The following is a 17,211-nucleotide window of genomic DNA, read 5'->3' as shown; positions in this document are numbered from 1 at the left end:
AGCCGCGCACGGGGCGATCATGGAGGTATGGAGCAGAGCGCCACCATCGACATCGCCGCCCCGCCGGATCGCGTCTGGCAGGTCCTGTCGGACGTCGAGCACTGGCCGGAGTGGACCGACACGGTGCGGTGGGTGCGGCGGGTCGACGACGGGCCGCTGCGCACGGGCTCGCAGGCCAAGATCAGCCAGCCACGGATCCCGACCGTGGACTACGTGGTCACCGAGCTGGAGCCGGGGAGGTCGTTCACCTGGGTCAGCGGCGGCGGTGCAGCCCTGACCACGGCACGGCACGTCCTCGAACCCCTGCCCGGCGGCGGGACGCGGGTGCTGCTGTCCGTGAAGCAGGAGGGATGGCTCGGCTCGTTCGTCGGGCGGTTCTACCGGGGGCTCACCGACCGGTACCTCGCGACCGAGGCCGCAGGCCTGAAGGCACGGTCCGAACAGGCCTGAGGTCGTCAGCGTGGGTCGTCAGCGGAGGTCGTCAGCGGAGGTCGCGGCGCATCACGAGGCGCGGCATCCTGCTGGCCACGGCGTCGGTGGTGCCGATGACCTCGAACCCTGCCTTCTCGAACATCCCGCGGGTGCCCACGAACGCCATGGTCAGGTCCATCCGCCCCGGCGGGTCGACCGGGTGGGCCTCCACCGCGGGCGCTCCGTGCGACGCGGCATACGACACCGCGCCCTCGAGGAGCTGGTGGGTGACGCCGCGCCGGCGGAAGCCGGAACGGACCACCACGCAGATGATGCTCCAGACGGGGACGTCGTCGACGCGTCGGATGAGCTTCGAGGCCTCCAGGCGGGGGATCTCGGTCCGCGGGCTGATGCTGCACCAGCCGACCGGTGTGCCGTCCAGGTAGGTGACGACTCCGGGTGGGTGGTCCCGCTCGCAGAGGGCGCGCATCGCGTTCTGCCGGCTCCCGCCGCCGAGCTCGCGGATCTGGGGCGCCGCGAGCCGGTGCGACAGGCACCAGCAGTGGTTCTCGCGACGGTTGGGGTTGACGATGTCGGCGAAGTCGTCGAACCGCTCGGGCGTGACCGGGTGCGTCTCCCACTGCTCAGCCATGGACCCACTCAACCACCGCGCGCCGACAGCGCGCGGCGGTCGGGGGAAGGACTCAGCGGGCGAGGTAGCCGCCGTCGATCGGGTAGTAGGTGCCCGTGGCGAACGACGAGCCGTCACTGGCCAGCCACGCGACCAGCTCGGCGACCTCCTCGGGCTCCCCGAGCCGCTGCAGCGCGTGCTGGGTCCCGAGGAGGTCCAGCGTCGCCTGGTCGAGGTGCTGGTCCAGCAGCGGGGTGCGGATGAAGCCCGGGCCCACGGCGTTGACGCGGATGCTGTCACCGGCGTGCTCCCACGCCGCGGCCTGCGTCATCCCGACCACCCCGTGCTTGGCCGCGGTGTACGCGCTCGCGGTGGCGAACCCGACCGCGCCGAGGATCGAGGCCATGTTGACGATGGAGCCCCCGCGCCCACCGGCCTTCATGGCCCTGATCGCGGCGCGCTGCGTGTAGAAGACACCGTCGAGGTTGACGCCGATGACCTGGTGCCACGCCTCGTCGGTGTAGTCGCCGCTGGTGAGCGACTCCCCGCCGATGCCGGCGTTGCAGACGGCGACGTCGACGTGGCCGAGGCGCTCGACGACCTGCTCCATCGCGCCGTCGACGGCGGCCGAGTCGCTGACGTCGACGACCGCGCCGTGCACCCGGCACTCGAACGCGTCGAGCTCCTTGAGCACGACATCGATCGCGCCCTGGTCGAGGTCCCAGACCGAGATGTCGGCCCCCGAGCGGGCCAGGGTGTGGGCGCAGGCGCGGCCGATGCCGGACGCCCCTCCGGTGATGGCCGCGACCTTGCCGCCGAGTCCGTAGTGGTTCATGGGTGCTCCTCCTGTGGGGTCCTTCCACTGTCGTGAGGGCGGTGGTGCCCGAGTAGGGTCCAAGGGCCCTGTGTGGCACGGCGCCGCACCGCCGCACGTGGTTCGTGGATTCGGCGACAGGAGACGGACGTGCTCGAGGCAGGGTTCTGGGGTTTCGTCGGCGGGGTCGCGCTGCTCATCGGCGCGGCAGCCGGCATCTGGCTGCCCACGTCCAAGCGCGTCATCGGCTGGGTCATGGCGATCGGCTCGGGGGTGCTGGTCAGCGCCCTGACGTTCGAGCTGGCCGGCGAGGCCTACGACAAGGCCGGGGGAGTCGCCACCGTCCTGGGCCTGCTCGGCGGGTCGGTCGTCTTCTTCCTCGGCGACTGGTGGATCGACAGCCGCGGCGGCCACCGGCGCAAGAGCCCCAACGGTCCGCAGGCCGGCGCCGCCGGGTCCGCGCTCGCCCTCGGGGCCCTGCTCGACGGCATACCGGAGTCGGCGGCGATCGGCGTGAGCACCATCGGTGGGGGAGGCGTGGGGGTCGCCGTGGTCGCCGCCGTGTTCCTCTCCAACATCCCCGAGGGCCTGTCCTCGTCCGCCGGTATGCGGTCCGCCGGGCACAGCGCGCGCTCGATCATGGGCCTGTGGCTGGGGGTGACCGCGGCGGCGACCGTCGCGGCCGCGCTGGGTCGGGTGCTGCTCGACGGCGCGGACCCGACGGTGGTCGCGACGATCCAGGCGTTCGCGGCGGGGGCGATCCTCACGATGCTCGCCGACACCATGGTCCCCGAGGCCGTCGAGCACGCCGGACGGCTCGTGGGACTGCTCACCGTGGTGGGGTTCTGTGCGGCGTTCCTGCTCTCGATGGCCTGATCGGGCCTGATCGCGCCTGATCGGCGCCGCATCGGGGCCGGATCGGGCCGGTTGGGTCCTGCACACCACATGTGGGGACGTTCGCGGCCTGCTGACCCCAGATCTGGGTGCCTCTGACGTCCCAGAAGTCACACCAGCACCACTTCGGGCGTGTCGCGGCGGACCTCCGCACGCCCCTGACCTGCGGCGATGCACACTGCCCAACAAGTTTCCCGGACTCGCTTGCGTCCTGGATCACAGCGAGGCACACTATCCCTACATCTAGTGGTTACACCGCTGTAGTTCGTCCACATGTAGTGCACAGGACAAGCAGGGTTCTCCACACGTTGTCCCCAGAACGTCCACAGATTCATCCCCAGACCGACCCCGTGGGAGGAGCGCCGCCATGCACTGTCCGTTCTGCCGGCACACCGACTCACGGGTCATGGACTCGCGCACGACCGACGACGGCAGCTCCATCCGCCGGCGCCGTCAGTGCCCCGAGTGCGGGCGCCGCTTCACGACGATCGAGACGGCCAGCCTCACGGTGACCAAGCGCTCCGGCGCGAGCGAGCCGTTCAGCCGGGGCAAGGTCCTCGTCGGGGTCCGCAAGGCCTGCCAGGGCCGCCCGGTCACCGAGGACGACCTCGCCCTCCTCGCCCAGCGCGTCGAGGAGTGCATCCGCCAGCAGGGCCAGGCCGAGGTCGAGGCCCACGAGGTGGGCCTGGCGATCCTCGGACCGCTGCGCGAGCTCGACGAGGTCGCCTACCTGCGGTTCGCCAGCGTCTACCAGGCGTTCGACTCGCTCGAGGACTTCGAGGCCGCGATCACCCTGCTGCGCGCCGAGCGCGACGCGACGGGCACCGAGCCGCAGCCACAGCCACAGACCAGGGCCGGTGTGCCGCCGGGCTGAGCCCCGCTGCACGACCGGCACCTCACGCAAGCACGCACGACAGCACGACCACGTTCCGCACCAGAGCAGCACCACCGGCACCGACCCCCACTGTCAGTGCCGCCACCCAGAATTGACACCACAGCATCACCAGGGGCTAGGGAGGCCACCAGAAATGACTGAAACCGCAGGCGCACGTGCAGGTGCCCGCAAGAAGGGCGCCGCAGGCGTCACCGTCGAGCGCATCTACACCACCCCCGGTGTGCACCCGTACGACGAGGTGACCTGGGAGAAGCGCGACGTCGTCCAGCAGAACTGGAAGACCGGCGAGACGATCTTCGAGCAGCGCGGTGTCGAGTTCCCCGACTTCTGGTCGGTCAACGCCTCCACCATCGTCACCACCAAGTACTTCCGCGGCGCCGTGGGCACCGAGGCTCGCGAGACGGGCCTCAAGCAGCTCATCGACCGCGTCGTCCTCACCTACGTCAAGGCGGGCAAGGAGCACGGCTACTTCTCCTCCGCCGAGGACGCCGAGATCTTCGAGCACGAGCTGACCTACGCCCTGCTGCACCAGGTGTTCAGCTTCAACTCGCCGGTGTGGTTCAACGTGGGCACCAAGAGCCCGCAGCAGGTCTCCGCCTGCTTCATCCTCGCCGTCGACGACTCGATGGACTCGATCCTCAACTGGTACAAGGAGGAGGGGAAGATCTTCCAGGGCGGCTCCGGCGCCGGCCTGAACCTCTCCCGCATCCGCTCGTCCAAGGAGTTGCTGTCCTCCGGTGGCACCGCCAGCGGCCCGGTCTCCTTCATGCGTGGCGCCGACGCGTCCGCAGGCACCATCAAGTCCGGTGGCGCCACGCGTCGTGCGGCCAAGATGGTCGTCCTCGACGTCGACCACCCCGACATCATGGAGTTCGTCGAGACCAAGGCGCGCGAGGAGGACAAGATCCGCGCGCTGCGCGACGCCGGGTTCGACATGGACCTCGGCGGCAAGGACATCACGTCGGTCCAGTACCAGAACGCGAACAACTCGGTCCGTGTCTCGGACGAGTTCATGAAGGCCGTCGAGGCCGGCACCGACTTCGGTCTGCGCTCGCGCACCACCGGTGAGGTCATCGACACCGTCGACGCGCGAGAGCTGTTCCGCAAGCTCGCCGAGGCCGCGTGGGAGTGCGCCGACCCGGGCATCCAGTACGACGACGTCATCAACGACTGGCACACCAACCCCGAGACCGGCCGCATCACCGCGTCCAACCCGTGCTCGGAGTACATGTCGCTCGACAACTCCTCCTGCAACCTGGCCTCGCTGAACCTGCTCAAGTTCCTCAAGGACGACGACACGTTCGACGCGGTCACCTTCCAGAAGGTCGCCGAACTCGTCATCACGGCAATGGACATCTCGATCTGCTTCGCGGACTTCCCGACCGAGGCCATCGGCGACACCACGCGTGACTACCGCCAGCTCGGCATCGGCTACGCCAACCTCGGCGCGCTGCTCATGGCCACGGGTCACGGGTACGACTCCAACGGTGGCCGCCAGCTCGCCGCCTCGATCACCTCGCTGCTCACCGGTGCCGCCTACAAGCGCTCCGCCGAGATGGCCGGTGTCGTCGGTGCGTATGCCGGGTACGCCCGCAACGCGGACGCCCACAAGCGCGTCATGCGCAAGCACCAGAGCGCGAACGACTCGATCCGCCCGCTCGACACGATGGACATCACGATCCACCGCGCCGCGACCAAGGTCTGGGACGACGTCGTCAAGCTCGGCGAGAAGAACGGCTACCGCAACGCGCAGGCCTCGGTGCTCGCGCCGACCGGCACCATCGGCTTCATGATGGACTGCGACACCACCGGCATCGAGCCCGACTTCTCCCTGGTGAAGTTCAAGAAGCTCGTCGGTGGCGGGTCGATGCAGATCGTCAACCTCACCATCCCGCGTGCGCTCAAGAAGCTCGGCTACACGGGCGAGACCATCGAGGCGATCGTCGAGTACATCGCCGACAAGGGTCACGTCATCGACGCCCCCGGCCTCAAGACCGAGCACTACGAGATCTTCGACACCGCCATGGGTGCGCGTTCGATCGAGGCCATGGGCCACGTGCGCATGATGGCCGCGGTCCAGCCGTTCCTGTCCGGTGCGATCTCCAAGACGGTCAACCTGCCGGAGGACGCCACGGTCGAGGAGATCGAGGACGTCCACATGCAGGGCTGGAAGCTCGGCCTCAAGGCGATCGCGGTCTACCGCGACAACTGCAAGGTCGGCCAGCCGCTGTCCGATGGTGGTTCCACCGCCAAGGACGCTGCCGCTGACAAGGCCACGGCAGCTGCCGAGGCCATGGTCGAGAAGGTCATCGAGTACCGCCCGGTGCGCAAGCGCCTGCCGAAGCGTCGTACCTCGCAGACCACGTCGTTCGCCGTGGGCGGCGCCGAGGGTTACCTCACCGCCGGCACCTACGAGTCGGGCGACCTGGGCGAGATCTTCCTCAAGTTCGGCAAGCAGGGCTCGACCCTCGCCGGTGTCATGGACGCCTTCTCGATCGCCGTGTCGATCGGCCTGCAGTACGGCGTGCCGCTGGAGACCTTCGTGGAGAAGTTCACGAACCTGCGGTTCGAGCCTGCCGGCCTGACCGACGACCCCGACGTGCGGATGGCACAGTCGATCATGGACTACGTGTTCCGTCGCCTGGCGCTGGACCACATGGACTTCGACACCCGTTCGTTCATGGGCATCCACACCGCTGCCGAGCGTGCGCGTCAGCTCGAGACCGGTTCCTACCAGGCCACCGAGTCCGACGAGTCGGACGAGGAGCTCGAGGACGAGCTGGAGAACTTCAGCCAGTCCGCCCCGGTCTCCGTCGCCAAGCCGGCTGCCAAGTCCGAGCCTGCGGTCGAGGGCAAGTCCCTCAAGGCCGACACGGTGAAGTCCGGTGCTGGTGCGGCCTCGGCCCGTGAGGTCTCGGGTGAGGTCCACTCGTCCGCAGAGCTGCTGGAGAAGTTCCAGGGCATCTCGGCCGACGCGCCGATGTGCATGACCTGCGGGACCAAGATGCGCCCCGCCGGCTCCTGCTACGTCTGCGAGGGTTGCGGCAGCACCAGCGGCTGCAGCTGATCTGACGACACGCCAGGGGCTTGGAGGGGATTCCTCCGAGCCCCTGGCAGACTCGCATCAACAACCAATCACAGGGTCGACTGACGCGATAGGAGTGACGTGGCTGACCAGTCAGCGTCCAGTTTTGAGTTCATCGACCTCTTCGCCGGGATCGGCGGCCTCCGCTTGGGCCTCGAGTCCATAGGAGGAGAGTGCGTCTTCTCCTCCGAATGGGACAAGCACTCACAGATGACGTACGAGGCGTGGCACGGTGAGAAGCCTGCGGGCGACATCAACCTGATCGAGCCCAGCAGCGTCCCGGACCACCACATCCTCGCGGCAGGTTTTCCCTGTCAGCCGTTCTCGTTGGCCGGCGTGTCGAAGAAGAACTCGCTCGGTCGCGCTCACGGATTCGACGACGCCAAGCAGGGAAACCTCTTCTTTGCCTTGGCTGACGTCATCGAAGCGAAGCAGCCATCCGTCCTGCTGCTCGAGAACGTCAAGAACCTCCTGTCACACGACAAGGGCAAGACCTGGCGAGTGATCTCGGCCAAGCTAGACGAATTGGGCTACGAGGTGCACGCGCAGATCATCGACGCCGCGGGCTGGGTGCCACAGCACCGGGAGCGAATTTTCATCGTCGGATTCCGTAGGGATGTTTTCGCCACCGTCTTCCCGGACGGAGTTCCCTTCGAGTTCCCGGTTTCCGACGGGCGCCCGCACGTCCTCCGCTCCATTCTTGAGCCCGAAGTCGACCCGAAGTACACCCTGTCCGATCTGCTCTGGCGGTATCTGCAGAACTACGCCGACAAGCACCGCTTGAAGGGCAATGGATTTGGCTTCGGAAAGCCTAGCCTCGATGGTGTTGCTCGCACGCTGTCGGCGAGGTACCACAAAGATGGATCTGAGATTCTCATCGACCAGGGTCCAGGTCGGAACCCGCGGCGGCTGACGCCACTCGAGGCTGGCCGGCTCATGGGCTTCCCGATGGAGCGTCTGGACATCGTCGTGTCGGACACTCAGGCGTATCGCCAGTTCGGCAACGCAGTGGTTCCAAAGGTTGCGGAGGCGGTCGCCCGCCAGATCGAAATTGTCACGCAGCACGCGACCCTGCTGGGTCTTGATTGGCGTGTCCGTGTGAATGAGGCTCATGAGCTCGCTGCTGGCTGATCGGGTGATCGGTGAAGCTCTCGAGTCTGGAGTTGCCTTCCTTAAGGTCGCCAGCCGGAACGACTTGGGCCTTACTGGGGCCCACCAGAAGGGCTTCTACATCGGAGTCAACGCGGCGGCGTACTTCACCCCGCAGCCACCGGAGCGCGGAGTCAACCACGATCACCCGATCAATATCGAATGGTCCGATGGGACGGTGACGCACTCGATCGTGAAGTGGTACGGCATCGCGAAAAGTGAGTATCGCATTACGTCGTTCAATCGGATCCACAATTTCTGGGCTATAGCCCCGGAGCGTCTCGGTGGCGTCTTGGTCCTGATCCAACGGGACGTCGATGTCTGGCTTGGCCATGTTCTTGACGACTCCGATGACATCGATGAGGTCTGCGCAGCGCTGGGCGTGACCTTTGATGACGCCAGCTGGTCGATGTTCCTGGGAGCTGAGGGCGTTCAGCGAAACCGAGCGGTTCCAAGCGACTGCCACGACATCCAGATTCGAAACGCTGCTGCCAAGGCCGAAGGCTTTCCCAGCACCGCAGTCATGTCAGCCACCGCTAGGAACATCGTCCACGCATGCGCGGCGGGCGAGATTCAGCCCCCCGACGATCTCTTGGTTGAGTACCTCGGTGTCGAATTCGATCTGTTCAAGGCCATTGAGGCGCGCCATGTGCTCGAGCGGGTTCAAGGTGGCTTCAACAGCGTTGACGATTTTGTCACGGAAGCCAACTCTGTTCTGCAAAGGCGGAAGTCCAGGGCCGGCAAGTCCTTGGAGTCGCATCTTGAGACCGTACTTGAGCAGCATGGCATCGCGTTCGAAGCGCAACCGCGGTTGGATGGAACCCGACCAGACTTCGTCATGCCTTCTGCAGAGGCCTACGATGCCGCCGCGCCAGGCTCTGAAGACGTGTTCGTCGTAGCTGTAAAAACTACTTGCAAGGACAGGTGGCGGCAGATCGTGAGTGAGGGGCCCAAGGCGCACATACGCTACTTGGTCACCCTTCAGCGCGGGATCTCGTCCGCGCAGATGCGCGAGATCCGAGAGGCCGGAGTACGACTGGTCGTCCCTGCGGACCGGCACAAGGACTTCACTGAACCTGATCGCCGCGACCTCCTCACCATACGAGAATTCATTCAGCTCCTTCCGAAGCGAGTCGCGCATGACGAAACGGCCGTCAGCCTCTTCTGAGGAGGTGCGCCGTCGTTTCGAGCGCCAGAAGCGCAAGGATACGACGCCTGAGTTGATACTTCGCCGCCTCCTTTATGCCGCTGGCCTCCGATATCGAGTGAACTTCCCTGTGCCTGGCATTCTGCGCAGAAGTATCGATGTGGCCTTCACCAAGCAGCGACTCGCTGTCTTTGTCGACGGCTGCTTCTGGCATGGGTGTTCGGAGCATTTCATCGAGCCTAAGCGCAATACAACGTGGTGGCTGACAAAGATCGAGGCGAACAGAAGGCGAGATCGAGCGACTGACGAGGCGCTCACCGCCTTAGGCTGGAGCGTCCTAAGAATTTGGGAGCACGAGATCCGCGCATCTCCTGCGGGCGCCGCCCAGCGAGTCTCGGATTCGCTGGGCGGCGCCCGGGATCAGACAGCAGGGATGAGCGACCGAAGCAGCGCGTCAGTCTCTTCCGCTGAAAGGGCAGCCAAGTCTCGGTAGCCGTATGAAAGAGTCACTTCCTTCATCAATGCCCGGAGCCCGTCTTCTGTAGAGGCGACGGAGTCCCGATCGCAGAGATCCAACAGCGCAAATCGGAGATTGTCGATGGAGCCTGCTTCGCGGTCGAATAGGGCCATAATCCTGTCCTCGCGTGCCAACGCTACGCGCAGGTACCACCACGGGTCGGCATGTTCTTTGGACAGGCTCCGCTCAAGGTGGGGGTCGTAGGTCAGCTCTGCCAACCACCAAAGCCTGGCAAGTCCATGACGAATCAGGCTGCCAGTCGTCGCGCTACGCACGAGCCATCTGCCGTTGAACCGAGCTCGCCAGTTGCGTACGCCGTCGGGCGACCACCGTGCGCTCATGTAATCCGAGTAGGGTCCGAACGCCAAGTACGACCAAAGGCGCGGATCCGCGGCAGCGACACGGGGCATCGGACCGAGAGCTTCGTACAGGTCTATGGCATTATCGAATTCGAACGATCCCCGTGGGCCATCTGCCTTCAGGGCGGGGAGAACTCCCAGGTCGAATGGAAGCCGAAGGAGGTTCTCGGGGTTGGTAGTGATTTCCTTGGTGGTTTCCAAGAAATCTGCTGCGGTGGTCGCGTTGGCCAAGTTCGACCAAAGTGCGTCGACGGCGTCCTCAGTGAGGACCATTGATGTGCTCATATGCTCTCCTCTGACAACATGTCGAGACGTTTGAGACCTGCAGAGATGGGGTCCTCGAGAATTGCTTGTGCCGCGACTAGGGTCGACTTGTCGTTCAGATTCTTGGCGTCGAGCAGTCGTTCAATCGTTCCTCGCCACCCACCATTCGTTGGTGTCGACTCCTTTTCCTTGAAGGCATCGATGGCTTCCATGAGCGCAGGCAGCACGACGGTTGAGATCTGGACCTCGGGGAGCATTCCTTGGCTGCGGAAGAGATCAAATGTCGCGCTAGGCAACTGAACCCTGATGTAGTCGTCGTCAGCGGCGTCCACCTCCATGTAGCGACGGTTGCCAGACTTCTTAACAAATTTGAAGCAAGACTCCAGAGGAGGCGTCATTGGGTCATACTTCTTGCGCGCTTCGATGGAGACCGTGCCACCATCAGCCAAGATGGCGCCCCTCTCCAATGAGAAGGAAGCATCGCCGTAGTCAGAATGCTGGGTAAGAAGTTTGTACTGCGGCAGCGTCCGAGTCGCGATCATCAGCAGGTGAATGTCGACTCGCCCGTCCAGGTCCTCCTGATCTAGGTTGCCCGAGCATCGGACCAGCTCATTCCCGATGTCCTCGGTGGTCAGTGAAATATGTCCAGTTGCGAAGGTTGCGGAACAGCGCCATCTGGCCACGATCTCGGCGCAGCCAACATCCACGAGGTGTCGAAGTTCAGCACTCTCAAAGAGAATGTCGATACGAACGTCGACGTAATCGACCCCTTGATCAATCAACGCCGTTCGGCCCTCGAAGAGGCCCTGCACGTCGTCGCTACCATCCAACACCGGGTGGGGATAGGAACCACGCCTAGGCATTCTTCACCCCCAGACGGTATCCGCGATGCGTGCTGAACTGGAGCTCAATGCGATTCGGCACGTCCGCCACCAAGACCAAGTCGCGGATGATCATTCCTTCCACTTTCAGCGCCTTTCGGTCGTCGCCGTCATGGAGAACTGCTGATCTAATCTCAAGGTCGTTCTCCTCATCTGTCCCCGATGCTCCCAACGTTGCGAGATGCAGGTCGCCCGAAGCGTTTACCTTCGGCGTCAACACCACCGTGGTTTGTGGGGATCCGGCCGGTCTAAAGCTCCTGAATTTCAGGTCTCCGGCATCGATACGTGACTTGCCATCTCCGGCCGCTCCCTGCCCGTCCAAGCCGTCGCCGGGTTGCCGTTTACCGCCCGACCCGCCTCTATCCTTGCCCTTGCCCACGGCTTCCTCACCGTCGCCAGAAACTGCGGGGCGACGAACGCGTGCCCTGAAGGCGCCCTGATTCGCTATCTCGATGGCGTACGTCGCGACTTCACCGACGCGGCGGGAGGACTCAGTGTCGCTGGCTTCGTCACTGCCTGCAGGAGTGCCGCGGCCTCCGTCACTGGCTTTAGCGCTACCGGATGCAAGGGGCAGGAAGGCCTCCAAGCCCCGGACATGTGCGTCGGCTCCGTGTTCGGTGCGCAGGCGTTCACGCAGCCCAGTGCGCACCCAAGTCTTCAGCGCCGAGACCAACGGGCCGTTGGACCTCGGACCCTTCTCGTTCCACTTCGTGTGCTCGGGCGGCTCGATCTTGCGGAGGGCCGTGTTGCCAGGCTCGTCAGCGCAAATCAAGACGGCCGCGTAGGGCGCAGGGATGCGGTGGACAAAGGTATCGATCTTCATGAGTGGGGAACGCATGGTCCAAGTTCCGCGGGGATGGCCAAGAGTGTCGTCCTCGTAGATGTGCAGGCTCACCTCACCGAGGCCCGGCAATCGCCCAACAATTGGGCGGGGGTCCTTCAATGCCTTGTAGAAGGGAAGCACTTCGCTGCGGAGCTCGTCGACGCTGGACATCACCTCTGGCAGGGAGCCGGAGTCCAGAGTCCAGGTGCCCGCTTCGCTACCGCCTTCCACGATCAGCTTGCCGCCGTCGATGGCCGCGAAGAAGTTGGCTGCGACGGCGTTGCGAACTTTATAAAGTTCGCGATCCGCGGCCGCGTCGACGTATCCGAGGATGAACACGTCTGTGCCCGGGGCTAAGCGCTGAGAGAATCCAGGAAACAGTGCTTCGTTGCGCATGTACTTGAAGTCACCGTGAACGTGGGACGAAGTGAGGAAACCCTCGCCGCGGCGACGAACGCGGTTCGCGTCGTGGAACGAGGCCAACCGCGTGTAGCCCGCGATGATCACATCCGGATCTGAGGCTCGACGGGTTCGGTACAGGACGGTGGACATGGCTGAGGCCATGGTGCCTACTGCCGAGCCAATCCCGAAGGACCCCCCCCGGCTTCCCTGATCTGAAGAGGCCCCAGAGCCTCGAGTCAAAATGCTCAGAGGGGACTGCTCATCGTCCACGGCCTCGCTGCCTTCCAGACCACGCGTCCCGAAGTCGGAGACCGCGAGGACCCATACCTCCTCCTGCTTGGCGGTCTCCAAGGCCACCTTGAGCGATCCGGCGCCTTGAAGGTTCCCGGCCTCCGTGCATGCTCGGGCCGCGGCATCACGTAGGCCCGCAATGTCCGGGATGATCTCGGTCGCAACCAAACGCAACTCGAGATGCACGCGGACGGGCGTGTCGCTGTCCGAGCGGGCGTCCAAGGAGTTCTGGATGCACTCCCTCACGACGGCCTCGCTCGGCTCGCGGCCCGTGAAGTACTCCTCGGCTGGATTATTCGGGCCCTGATATCCAGATAGTCGGGCTTCCTCGAAGTGGAATTCATACTCGTCAATCACTGAACTGCACCTTTCGGCTTGAAGCTGTCGTTGGATCGAAGCGTGCCCGGCACTCGGTCAGCTCCCGCACGATCGGCCCGAACAGGGCCTCTACATCCGCCGGAGTGAACTCGTAGTTCTTTGTGTTGGACAGGTTGCCGAGCAGCGAAATCTCCCGGATCAGCCGGTCGCCCCGAGTTGCTGCTAGGCGGCGAAATCGTTCGTGTTTGCTCTCCATGGAGGAACTACCCTTCGGCTAGATATCGGAAATATAGCCGACATGCGTCTCGTGGGCAACCGCGCTCCCGCGCTTGGTCGAGGGGCTTTGGGTATGCACTGAGTGATTGGGTCGCCCAGCGACCTATGTTGGCTTGTGGGGCGTGCCTGTTTGGCAGCGCCCGTCCCTAATCGTCCAAAAGGACTACTTTCTGTCGATCGAGCGTTGACCGTGCAAGTCCTCAATGCACGAGTTCGCACCGGTCGCCTACTGGCGTGTAGTCATTGGCCTCGGGCTTCGTTGGACCCATCGCCGCCCCCACCGTCTTCGGTACCGGCGACACCACAAGGCATTACACGGCAGCAGGACGCCATGCTCTGCGCCCCAGTCCCACGGAGGGCCGCAAAGCTTGAGCGACCGACGCCCCGTCCGTGTCGGAGGTCGCTGATGTCCCGCCATTGCGGCATGGAGGCCCACGGGGGATGGTGCCGGCCGAGCGGGAGCCCGCTGCGCGGCATACGGTTGAAGCATGGAATGCCGATACCTCGGCAACAGTGGTCTCAAGATCTCAGAGATCACCTACGGCAACTGGCTCACCCACGGCTCGCAGGTCGAGAACGACGTCGCCACGCAGTGCGTGCGCGCGGCTCTCGACGCGGGCATCAGCACGTTCGACACCGCCGACGTCTACGCCAACACCAAGGCGGAGACCGTCCTCGGCGACGCCCTCAAGGGCGAGCGGCGCGAGAGCCTGGAGATCTTCACCAAGGTCTACTGGCCGACCGGCCAAGGCGGGGAAGAACGATCCGGCTTGTCCCGCAAGCACATCATTGAGTCGATCAACGGCTCGCCGCAGCGACTGCAGATCGCCTAGATCGCGGCCAGGAGTCGTGGCCGTTGCATGAGCGACGACCGGTTATTGACCGCCAGTCCTGCCCGGAGGATGGTGGATCGAGGGGCATCAGGGGGATGCGCCCGCTCGAGTTGGGGAGGCAGTCATGCCAGGTTCACTCAGTCCGTGGCCGCTCGTGCGCAAGGGGGACCAGGACCACCCGGTCCGCACCTTGCAGGACCTGTTGCGGCAGTCGGGTCATGCGGTCAGCGTCGACGGGAACTTCGGATCGTTGACCGACCAGGCCGTCCGGGCGTTCCAGCAGGCCAAGCACCTGACCGTTGACGGGATCGTCGGACCCCTGACGTGGGCCGCGCTCATCGTCACCGTCCGCCGAGGTTCCACCGGCGACGCAGTGCGTGGCGTCCAGGAGGAGTTCCAGTTCCGGAACCTGTCGGGCGACCCCAGCAAGGGACTCGCGGTCGACGGCAACTTCGGCCCCAAGACCGAGGCCGCGGTCCGGGGGTTCCAGCAGGCGCTCCACGCCGACATCCCGTCCGTCGTCGTCGACGGGGTCGTGGGACCGATGACCTGGCAGGCGTTGGTCAGCGGGATGCTCTCGTTCTGATCCGCGGGAACCAAGACCCGAGCCACGACCAAGCAGGGCGGATTCAGGACCCATGAGCCGGGGGAAGGCTCACACCGAACCCAGCCACGGCCAACCGCAGCAACACCTGCCCCGGCGCCAGCAGGTCGGCGATCCGCGCGGCACTGAGCACTTCGAGCTCAGCCAGCCGAGCGGCATACGCGTCCTCTCCCTGGACCCGCGCGCGCTGGAGTTCCATCGTGTTGTGCCACACCTTCTGTCGCGCTTCGCGCAGGAATCGCTTGGAGGACAACCGGTTCAGCGGTTGGAGCGCCCGATCGAGAAGGGTCGGCGGCGACACCGCACCGAGCTCGGAGTCCTCCGCAGCGACCCGCGAGGAAAGGACACCGTCGATCCGTTCGTGGTCCCGAGCCCGCCGCGCAACAACGACAGATGAGGCGAAGTCCGCGTCCGGGATCACCGCGAGCAATGCCTGGGGCAGGTCGTAGTTGATGTGAGCGTTGATGCCCAGCAGCACGTGCCGGAGCGCCGGCAGGGAAGCGGGCGCCCCGAAGGCCAGCGCCCACGGGCGGGGCACGGCAGGACTGCCGGACAGGTCGAGATCGAGAGCCGCGAGGTAGAGGTCGGCGAACGCCACGTCCCACCGTTCCACCCAGTCCGGGTCCTCGAAGCAGGCGTCGGCCATCGCAGCAGCCACAGCCAGCGTCGTACGGCGGTACGTCTCGAGGAACACCCGCTGCGCGGCTCGTTCGGGAGGCATCCGGAGGAGTCGGTCATCCATGGCAGCAACCACTGCGGTGATGTCGCGACCGGGCAACGGATGGAGCATCTGACCCCCTGACGAGGTGGCCCTGCGCGACTAGTATCGGCCTCAGGACCGGCAGTTGTCAGCGGCTGCCACGGACGACTCCGGCCGGGAAGCCAGGTGCGCCGTGCTGGGTCGCCACAGCCTCAGTCGCCACAGTCCGCGCGACTTCGATGCCGTCGCGCTGGGTCGCCTCGAGACGCAGGCGTGGGCGAGCTACTACCGGCGCGAGTGGGTCACCGCCCTGCGCTCGTTCGTCGGGATGGTCGGTGCCGGGTTCGGGCTCGGGCCGCGACTCACGCTCGTCGCCGCGTGGTACGTCCTGCAGGCCAATCGGGCGTGGGCTCCGGTGCCCGACAACGATCCGGACGCTGCCCGGGCCGCGATGCTCGGGTTCTACCGGCTCGTCCTGGCGCACTCGGACCTGACCTTCGACCCCGTCAAGGCCTCGGAGCTGGAGGTCGAGTGGTGGCGCCTGCACCGGTACCGCCAACGCGACGTGCCCGTCACCGCAGAGAGCGCCGCAGCGACGACCGCCGTTGAGGACACAGCCCATGGTGACGGGTCCCGCGCCGAGCTCGAGAACGCCCTGGTCGACCTCTACTCCCACGTCTACTCGGCACCGCGCGAGTCGATGCAGGAAGCCGCCCGGTGGCGCGCCGAGGCGATGGACCTCTCGGATGCGTGGGTCGCGGCGGGCTGCGACCTCACGGACCCCCGGCTCGCCGCCGAACGCCGTGCGCTCGTCGCCTCCTACTCCGCCCTCCTCGACGCCGTGACGAGGCTCGAGGAGGTGGCGACGTGAGCAGCCACCGAGCCCTCGACGACCGTGTCCTGGGCACCACCCGCGCACTCTCCGCCTTCATCGCGCCGTTCCTGCTGGTGGCGTTCGTGATCCTCTACGGGTTCCCCGGGCAGACAGCGCGCGTGTGGTCGTGGCCGATCCAGGCGCAGATGACCTCAATGCTGCTCGCGTCGGCCTACCTCGGCGGTTGCTACTTCTTCCTCCGGGTCCTCCTCGTCGAACGTCGGTGGGTCGCCGTCCGCGCCGGATTCGTCTCGGTGGCCCTGTTCGCCACGCTGCTCGGCATCGCCACGATCATCCACTGGGACAAGTTCGTCCATGACCGGCTCGCGTTCTGGCTGTGGGCCGGGCTCTACTTCACCGCGCCGTTCCTCGTTGCTGCTGCCTGGTTCGCCAACCAGCGGTATGCCGCGCCGTCGGCACCGGACGCACCTCGCCTCGGTCGGGTGGCCCGGTGGTCCGTGGCCGGGGTGGGCGGACTGGCGGTGCTGACCGGTCTGCTGATGTTCGCAGCCCCGGCACGGGCAGTCACCGTCTGGCCGTGGGCGCTCACGCCATTGACGGCGCGAGTCGTCGGGGCGACGTTCTGCCTGGGCGCGGCCGGCCTCGCCGTGCTGATCGACGACCGTTGGGACACGGTGCGGTTGATGCGACGGGTCCAGCTCGTGATGTTCGCGCTCATCCTCGTGGCCGCAGTCCGCGCCCGACACGAGTTCCTCACTGACCGGCCGTTGACCTGGGTCATGGGCGCCGGCTTCGCCGCACTCTTCGCGGCGTCGGCGGCCTCGGCTGTGCGCGACCTGCCACGAGGTCAGGCAAAGTCCGCGACGTCCATGCCCAGCAGCACGAAGCCGTAGACCGCGATCGCGAGGTAGAACCCTCTCGCCACCAGGGTGCCCGTCGCGGAGGCCGCGATGCGGTCATGCACGAGCCGACGCACCACCAGCAGGACCGCGAGGGCGGCACCGACGACGAACGGCGTGCCGTCCGCAGCAGGTGCGTCCGACCGTTGTCGTAGCCACGCGGCATACGCCCTGAAATGCCCG

Annotated in this window: 17 protein-coding genes and 1 pseudogene; 11 read left to right on the top strand and 7 right to left on the bottom strand. The window is 65.7% G+C overall.

All coding sequences use genetic code 11. The annotated features are described in order from the left end of the window. Positions 1-27 precede the first annotated feature (27 nt). Complete coding sequence (locus ACYVKF_RS19855) at positions 28-450, top strand: SRPBCC family protein (protein WP_056915023.1); 423 nt, start codon at positions 28-30, stop codon at positions 448-450. A 31-nt stretch (positions 451-481) separates the two neighbouring features. On the opposite strand, the gene ACYVKF_RS19850 is transcribed toward ACYVKF_RS19855, so the two are convergent. Next, a complete protein-coding gene (locus ACYVKF_RS19850) occupies positions 482-1,063 on the bottom strand; it encodes a GNAT family N-acetyltransferase (RefSeq protein ID WP_460968740.1) in 582 nt (193 codons plus the stop codon). A 52-nt stretch (positions 1,064-1,115) separates the two neighbouring features. Further along, positions 1,116-1,877, bottom strand: a complete 762-nt coding sequence (locus ACYVKF_RS19845; RefSeq protein ID WP_460968738.1) for an SDR family NAD(P)-dependent oxidoreductase — start codon at positions 1,875-1,877, stop codon at positions 1,116-1,118. Between the two features lie 129 nt (positions 1,878-2,006). Between ACYVKF_RS19845 and ACYVKF_RS19840 the strand changes: the two genes are divergently transcribed. The 6 genes from ACYVKF_RS19840 (at position 2,007) to ACYVKF_RS19815 (ending at position 9,519) form a co-directional block, all read left to right on the top strand. After that, on the top strand, positions 2,007-2,732 hold the full coding sequence (locus ACYVKF_RS19840; protein WP_056915020.1) for a ZIP family metal transporter: 726 nt from the start codon (positions 2,007-2,009) through the stop codon (positions 2,730-2,732). Positions 2,733-3,117: 385 nt separating this feature from the next. Continuing rightward, complete coding sequence (nrdR, locus tag ACYVKF_RS19835; protein WP_056918132.1) at positions 3,118-3,624, top strand: transcriptional regulator NrdR; 507 nt, start codon at positions 3,118-3,120, stop codon at positions 3,622-3,624. A gap of 154 nt (positions 3,625-3,778) precedes the next feature. Beyond that, complete coding sequence (locus tag ACYVKF_RS19830; RefSeq protein ID WP_460968735.1) at positions 3,779-6,712, top strand: vitamin B12-dependent ribonucleotide reductase; 2,934 nt, start codon at positions 3,779-3,781, stop codon at positions 6,710-6,712. Positions 6,713-6,811: 99 nt separating this feature from the next. Continuing rightward, on the top strand, positions 6,812-7,861 hold the full coding sequence (gene dcm, locus ACYVKF_RS19825; protein WP_460968733.1) for a DNA (cytosine-5-)-methyltransferase: 1,050 nt from the start codon (positions 6,812-6,814) through the stop codon (positions 7,859-7,861). Then, complete coding sequence (locus tag ACYVKF_RS19820) at positions 7,842-9,047, top strand: type II restriction endonuclease (protein ID WP_460968731.1); 1,206 nt, start codon at positions 7,842-7,844, stop codon at positions 9,045-9,047. The genes dcm and ACYVKF_RS19820 overlap by 20 nt, the downstream gene beginning before the upstream one ends. Continuing rightward, positions 9,019-9,519: a very short patch repair endonuclease gene (locus ACYVKF_RS19815; protein ID WP_460968729.1), complete on the top strand. Its 501-nt coding sequence runs from the start codon at positions 9,019-9,021 to the stop codon at positions 9,517-9,519. The genes ACYVKF_RS19820 and ACYVKF_RS19815 overlap by 29 nt, the downstream gene beginning before the upstream one ends. Here the strand turns inward: ACYVKF_RS19815 and ACYVKF_RS19810 are convergent. The 4 genes from ACYVKF_RS19810 to ACYVKF_RS19795 are packed head-to-tail and all read right to left on the bottom strand — an operon-like array spanning position 9,447 to position 13,137. Beyond that, positions 9,447-10,175, bottom strand: coding sequence for a DUF6339 family protein (locus tag ACYVKF_RS19810; RefSeq protein ID WP_460968727.1), 729 nt, complete (start codon positions 10,173-10,175; stop codon positions 9,447-9,449). The genes ACYVKF_RS19815 and ACYVKF_RS19810 overlap by 73 nt on opposite strands. An 8-nt stretch (positions 10,176-10,183) precedes the next feature. After that, a complete protein-coding gene (locus tag ACYVKF_RS19805; RefSeq protein WP_460968725.1) occupies positions 10,184-10,978 on the bottom strand; it encodes a hypothetical protein in 795 nt (264 codons plus the stop codon). A gap of 43 nt (positions 10,979-11,021) precedes the next feature. Then, entirely contained in the window at positions 11,022-12,920 is a 1,899-nt protein-coding gene (locus ACYVKF_RS19800; protein WP_460968723.1) for a hypothetical protein, read from the bottom strand. Next, a complete protein-coding gene (locus ACYVKF_RS19795; RefSeq protein WP_460968721.1) occupies positions 12,913-13,137 on the bottom strand; it encodes a hypothetical protein in 225 nt (74 codons plus the stop codon). The genes ACYVKF_RS19800 and ACYVKF_RS19795 overlap by 8 nt, the downstream gene beginning before the upstream one ends. A gap of 508 nt (positions 13,138-13,645) precedes the next feature. On the opposite strand from ACYVKF_RS19795, the pseudogene ACYVKF_RS19790 reads away from it, so the two are divergent. Beyond that, positions 13,646-13,981, top strand: a pseudogene (locus tag ACYVKF_RS19790) (aldo/keto reductase); the annotation flags it as partial. 133 nt (positions 13,982-14,114) lie between these two features. Further along, positions 14,115-14,576 (top strand): peptidoglycan-binding domain-containing protein, encoded by a 462-nt coding sequence (locus ACYVKF_RS19785; protein ID WP_460968719.1) that lies wholly within the window; start codon positions 14,115-14,117, stop codon positions 14,574-14,576. A 43-nt stretch (positions 14,577-14,619) separates the two neighbouring features. Here the strand turns inward: ACYVKF_RS19785 and ACYVKF_RS19780 are convergent, their stop codons facing one another. Beyond that, positions 14,620-15,384 (bottom strand): DUF5995 family protein, encoded by a 765-nt coding sequence (locus tag ACYVKF_RS19780; protein ID WP_460968717.1) that lies wholly within the window; start codon positions 15,382-15,384, stop codon positions 14,620-14,622. A 103-nt stretch (positions 15,385-15,487) separates the two neighbouring features. Here ACYVKF_RS19780 and ACYVKF_RS19775 point away from each other — a divergent pair, with 103 nt between their 5' ends. Then, a complete protein-coding gene (locus ACYVKF_RS19775) occupies positions 15,488-16,165 on the top strand; it encodes a hypothetical protein (RefSeq protein WP_460968714.1) in 678 nt (225 codons plus the stop codon). After that, positions 16,162-17,022 (top strand): hypothetical protein, encoded by an 861-nt coding sequence (locus ACYVKF_RS19770; protein ID WP_460968712.1) that lies wholly within the window; start codon positions 16,162-16,164, stop codon positions 17,020-17,022. The genes ACYVKF_RS19775 and ACYVKF_RS19770 overlap by 4 nt, the downstream gene beginning before the upstream one ends. Positions 17,023-17,211 lie beyond the last annotated feature (189 nt).

Source organism: Pedococcus soli, assembly GCF_054782575.1.
This window is presented reverse-complemented; position numbering and strand designations above follow the sequence as displayed.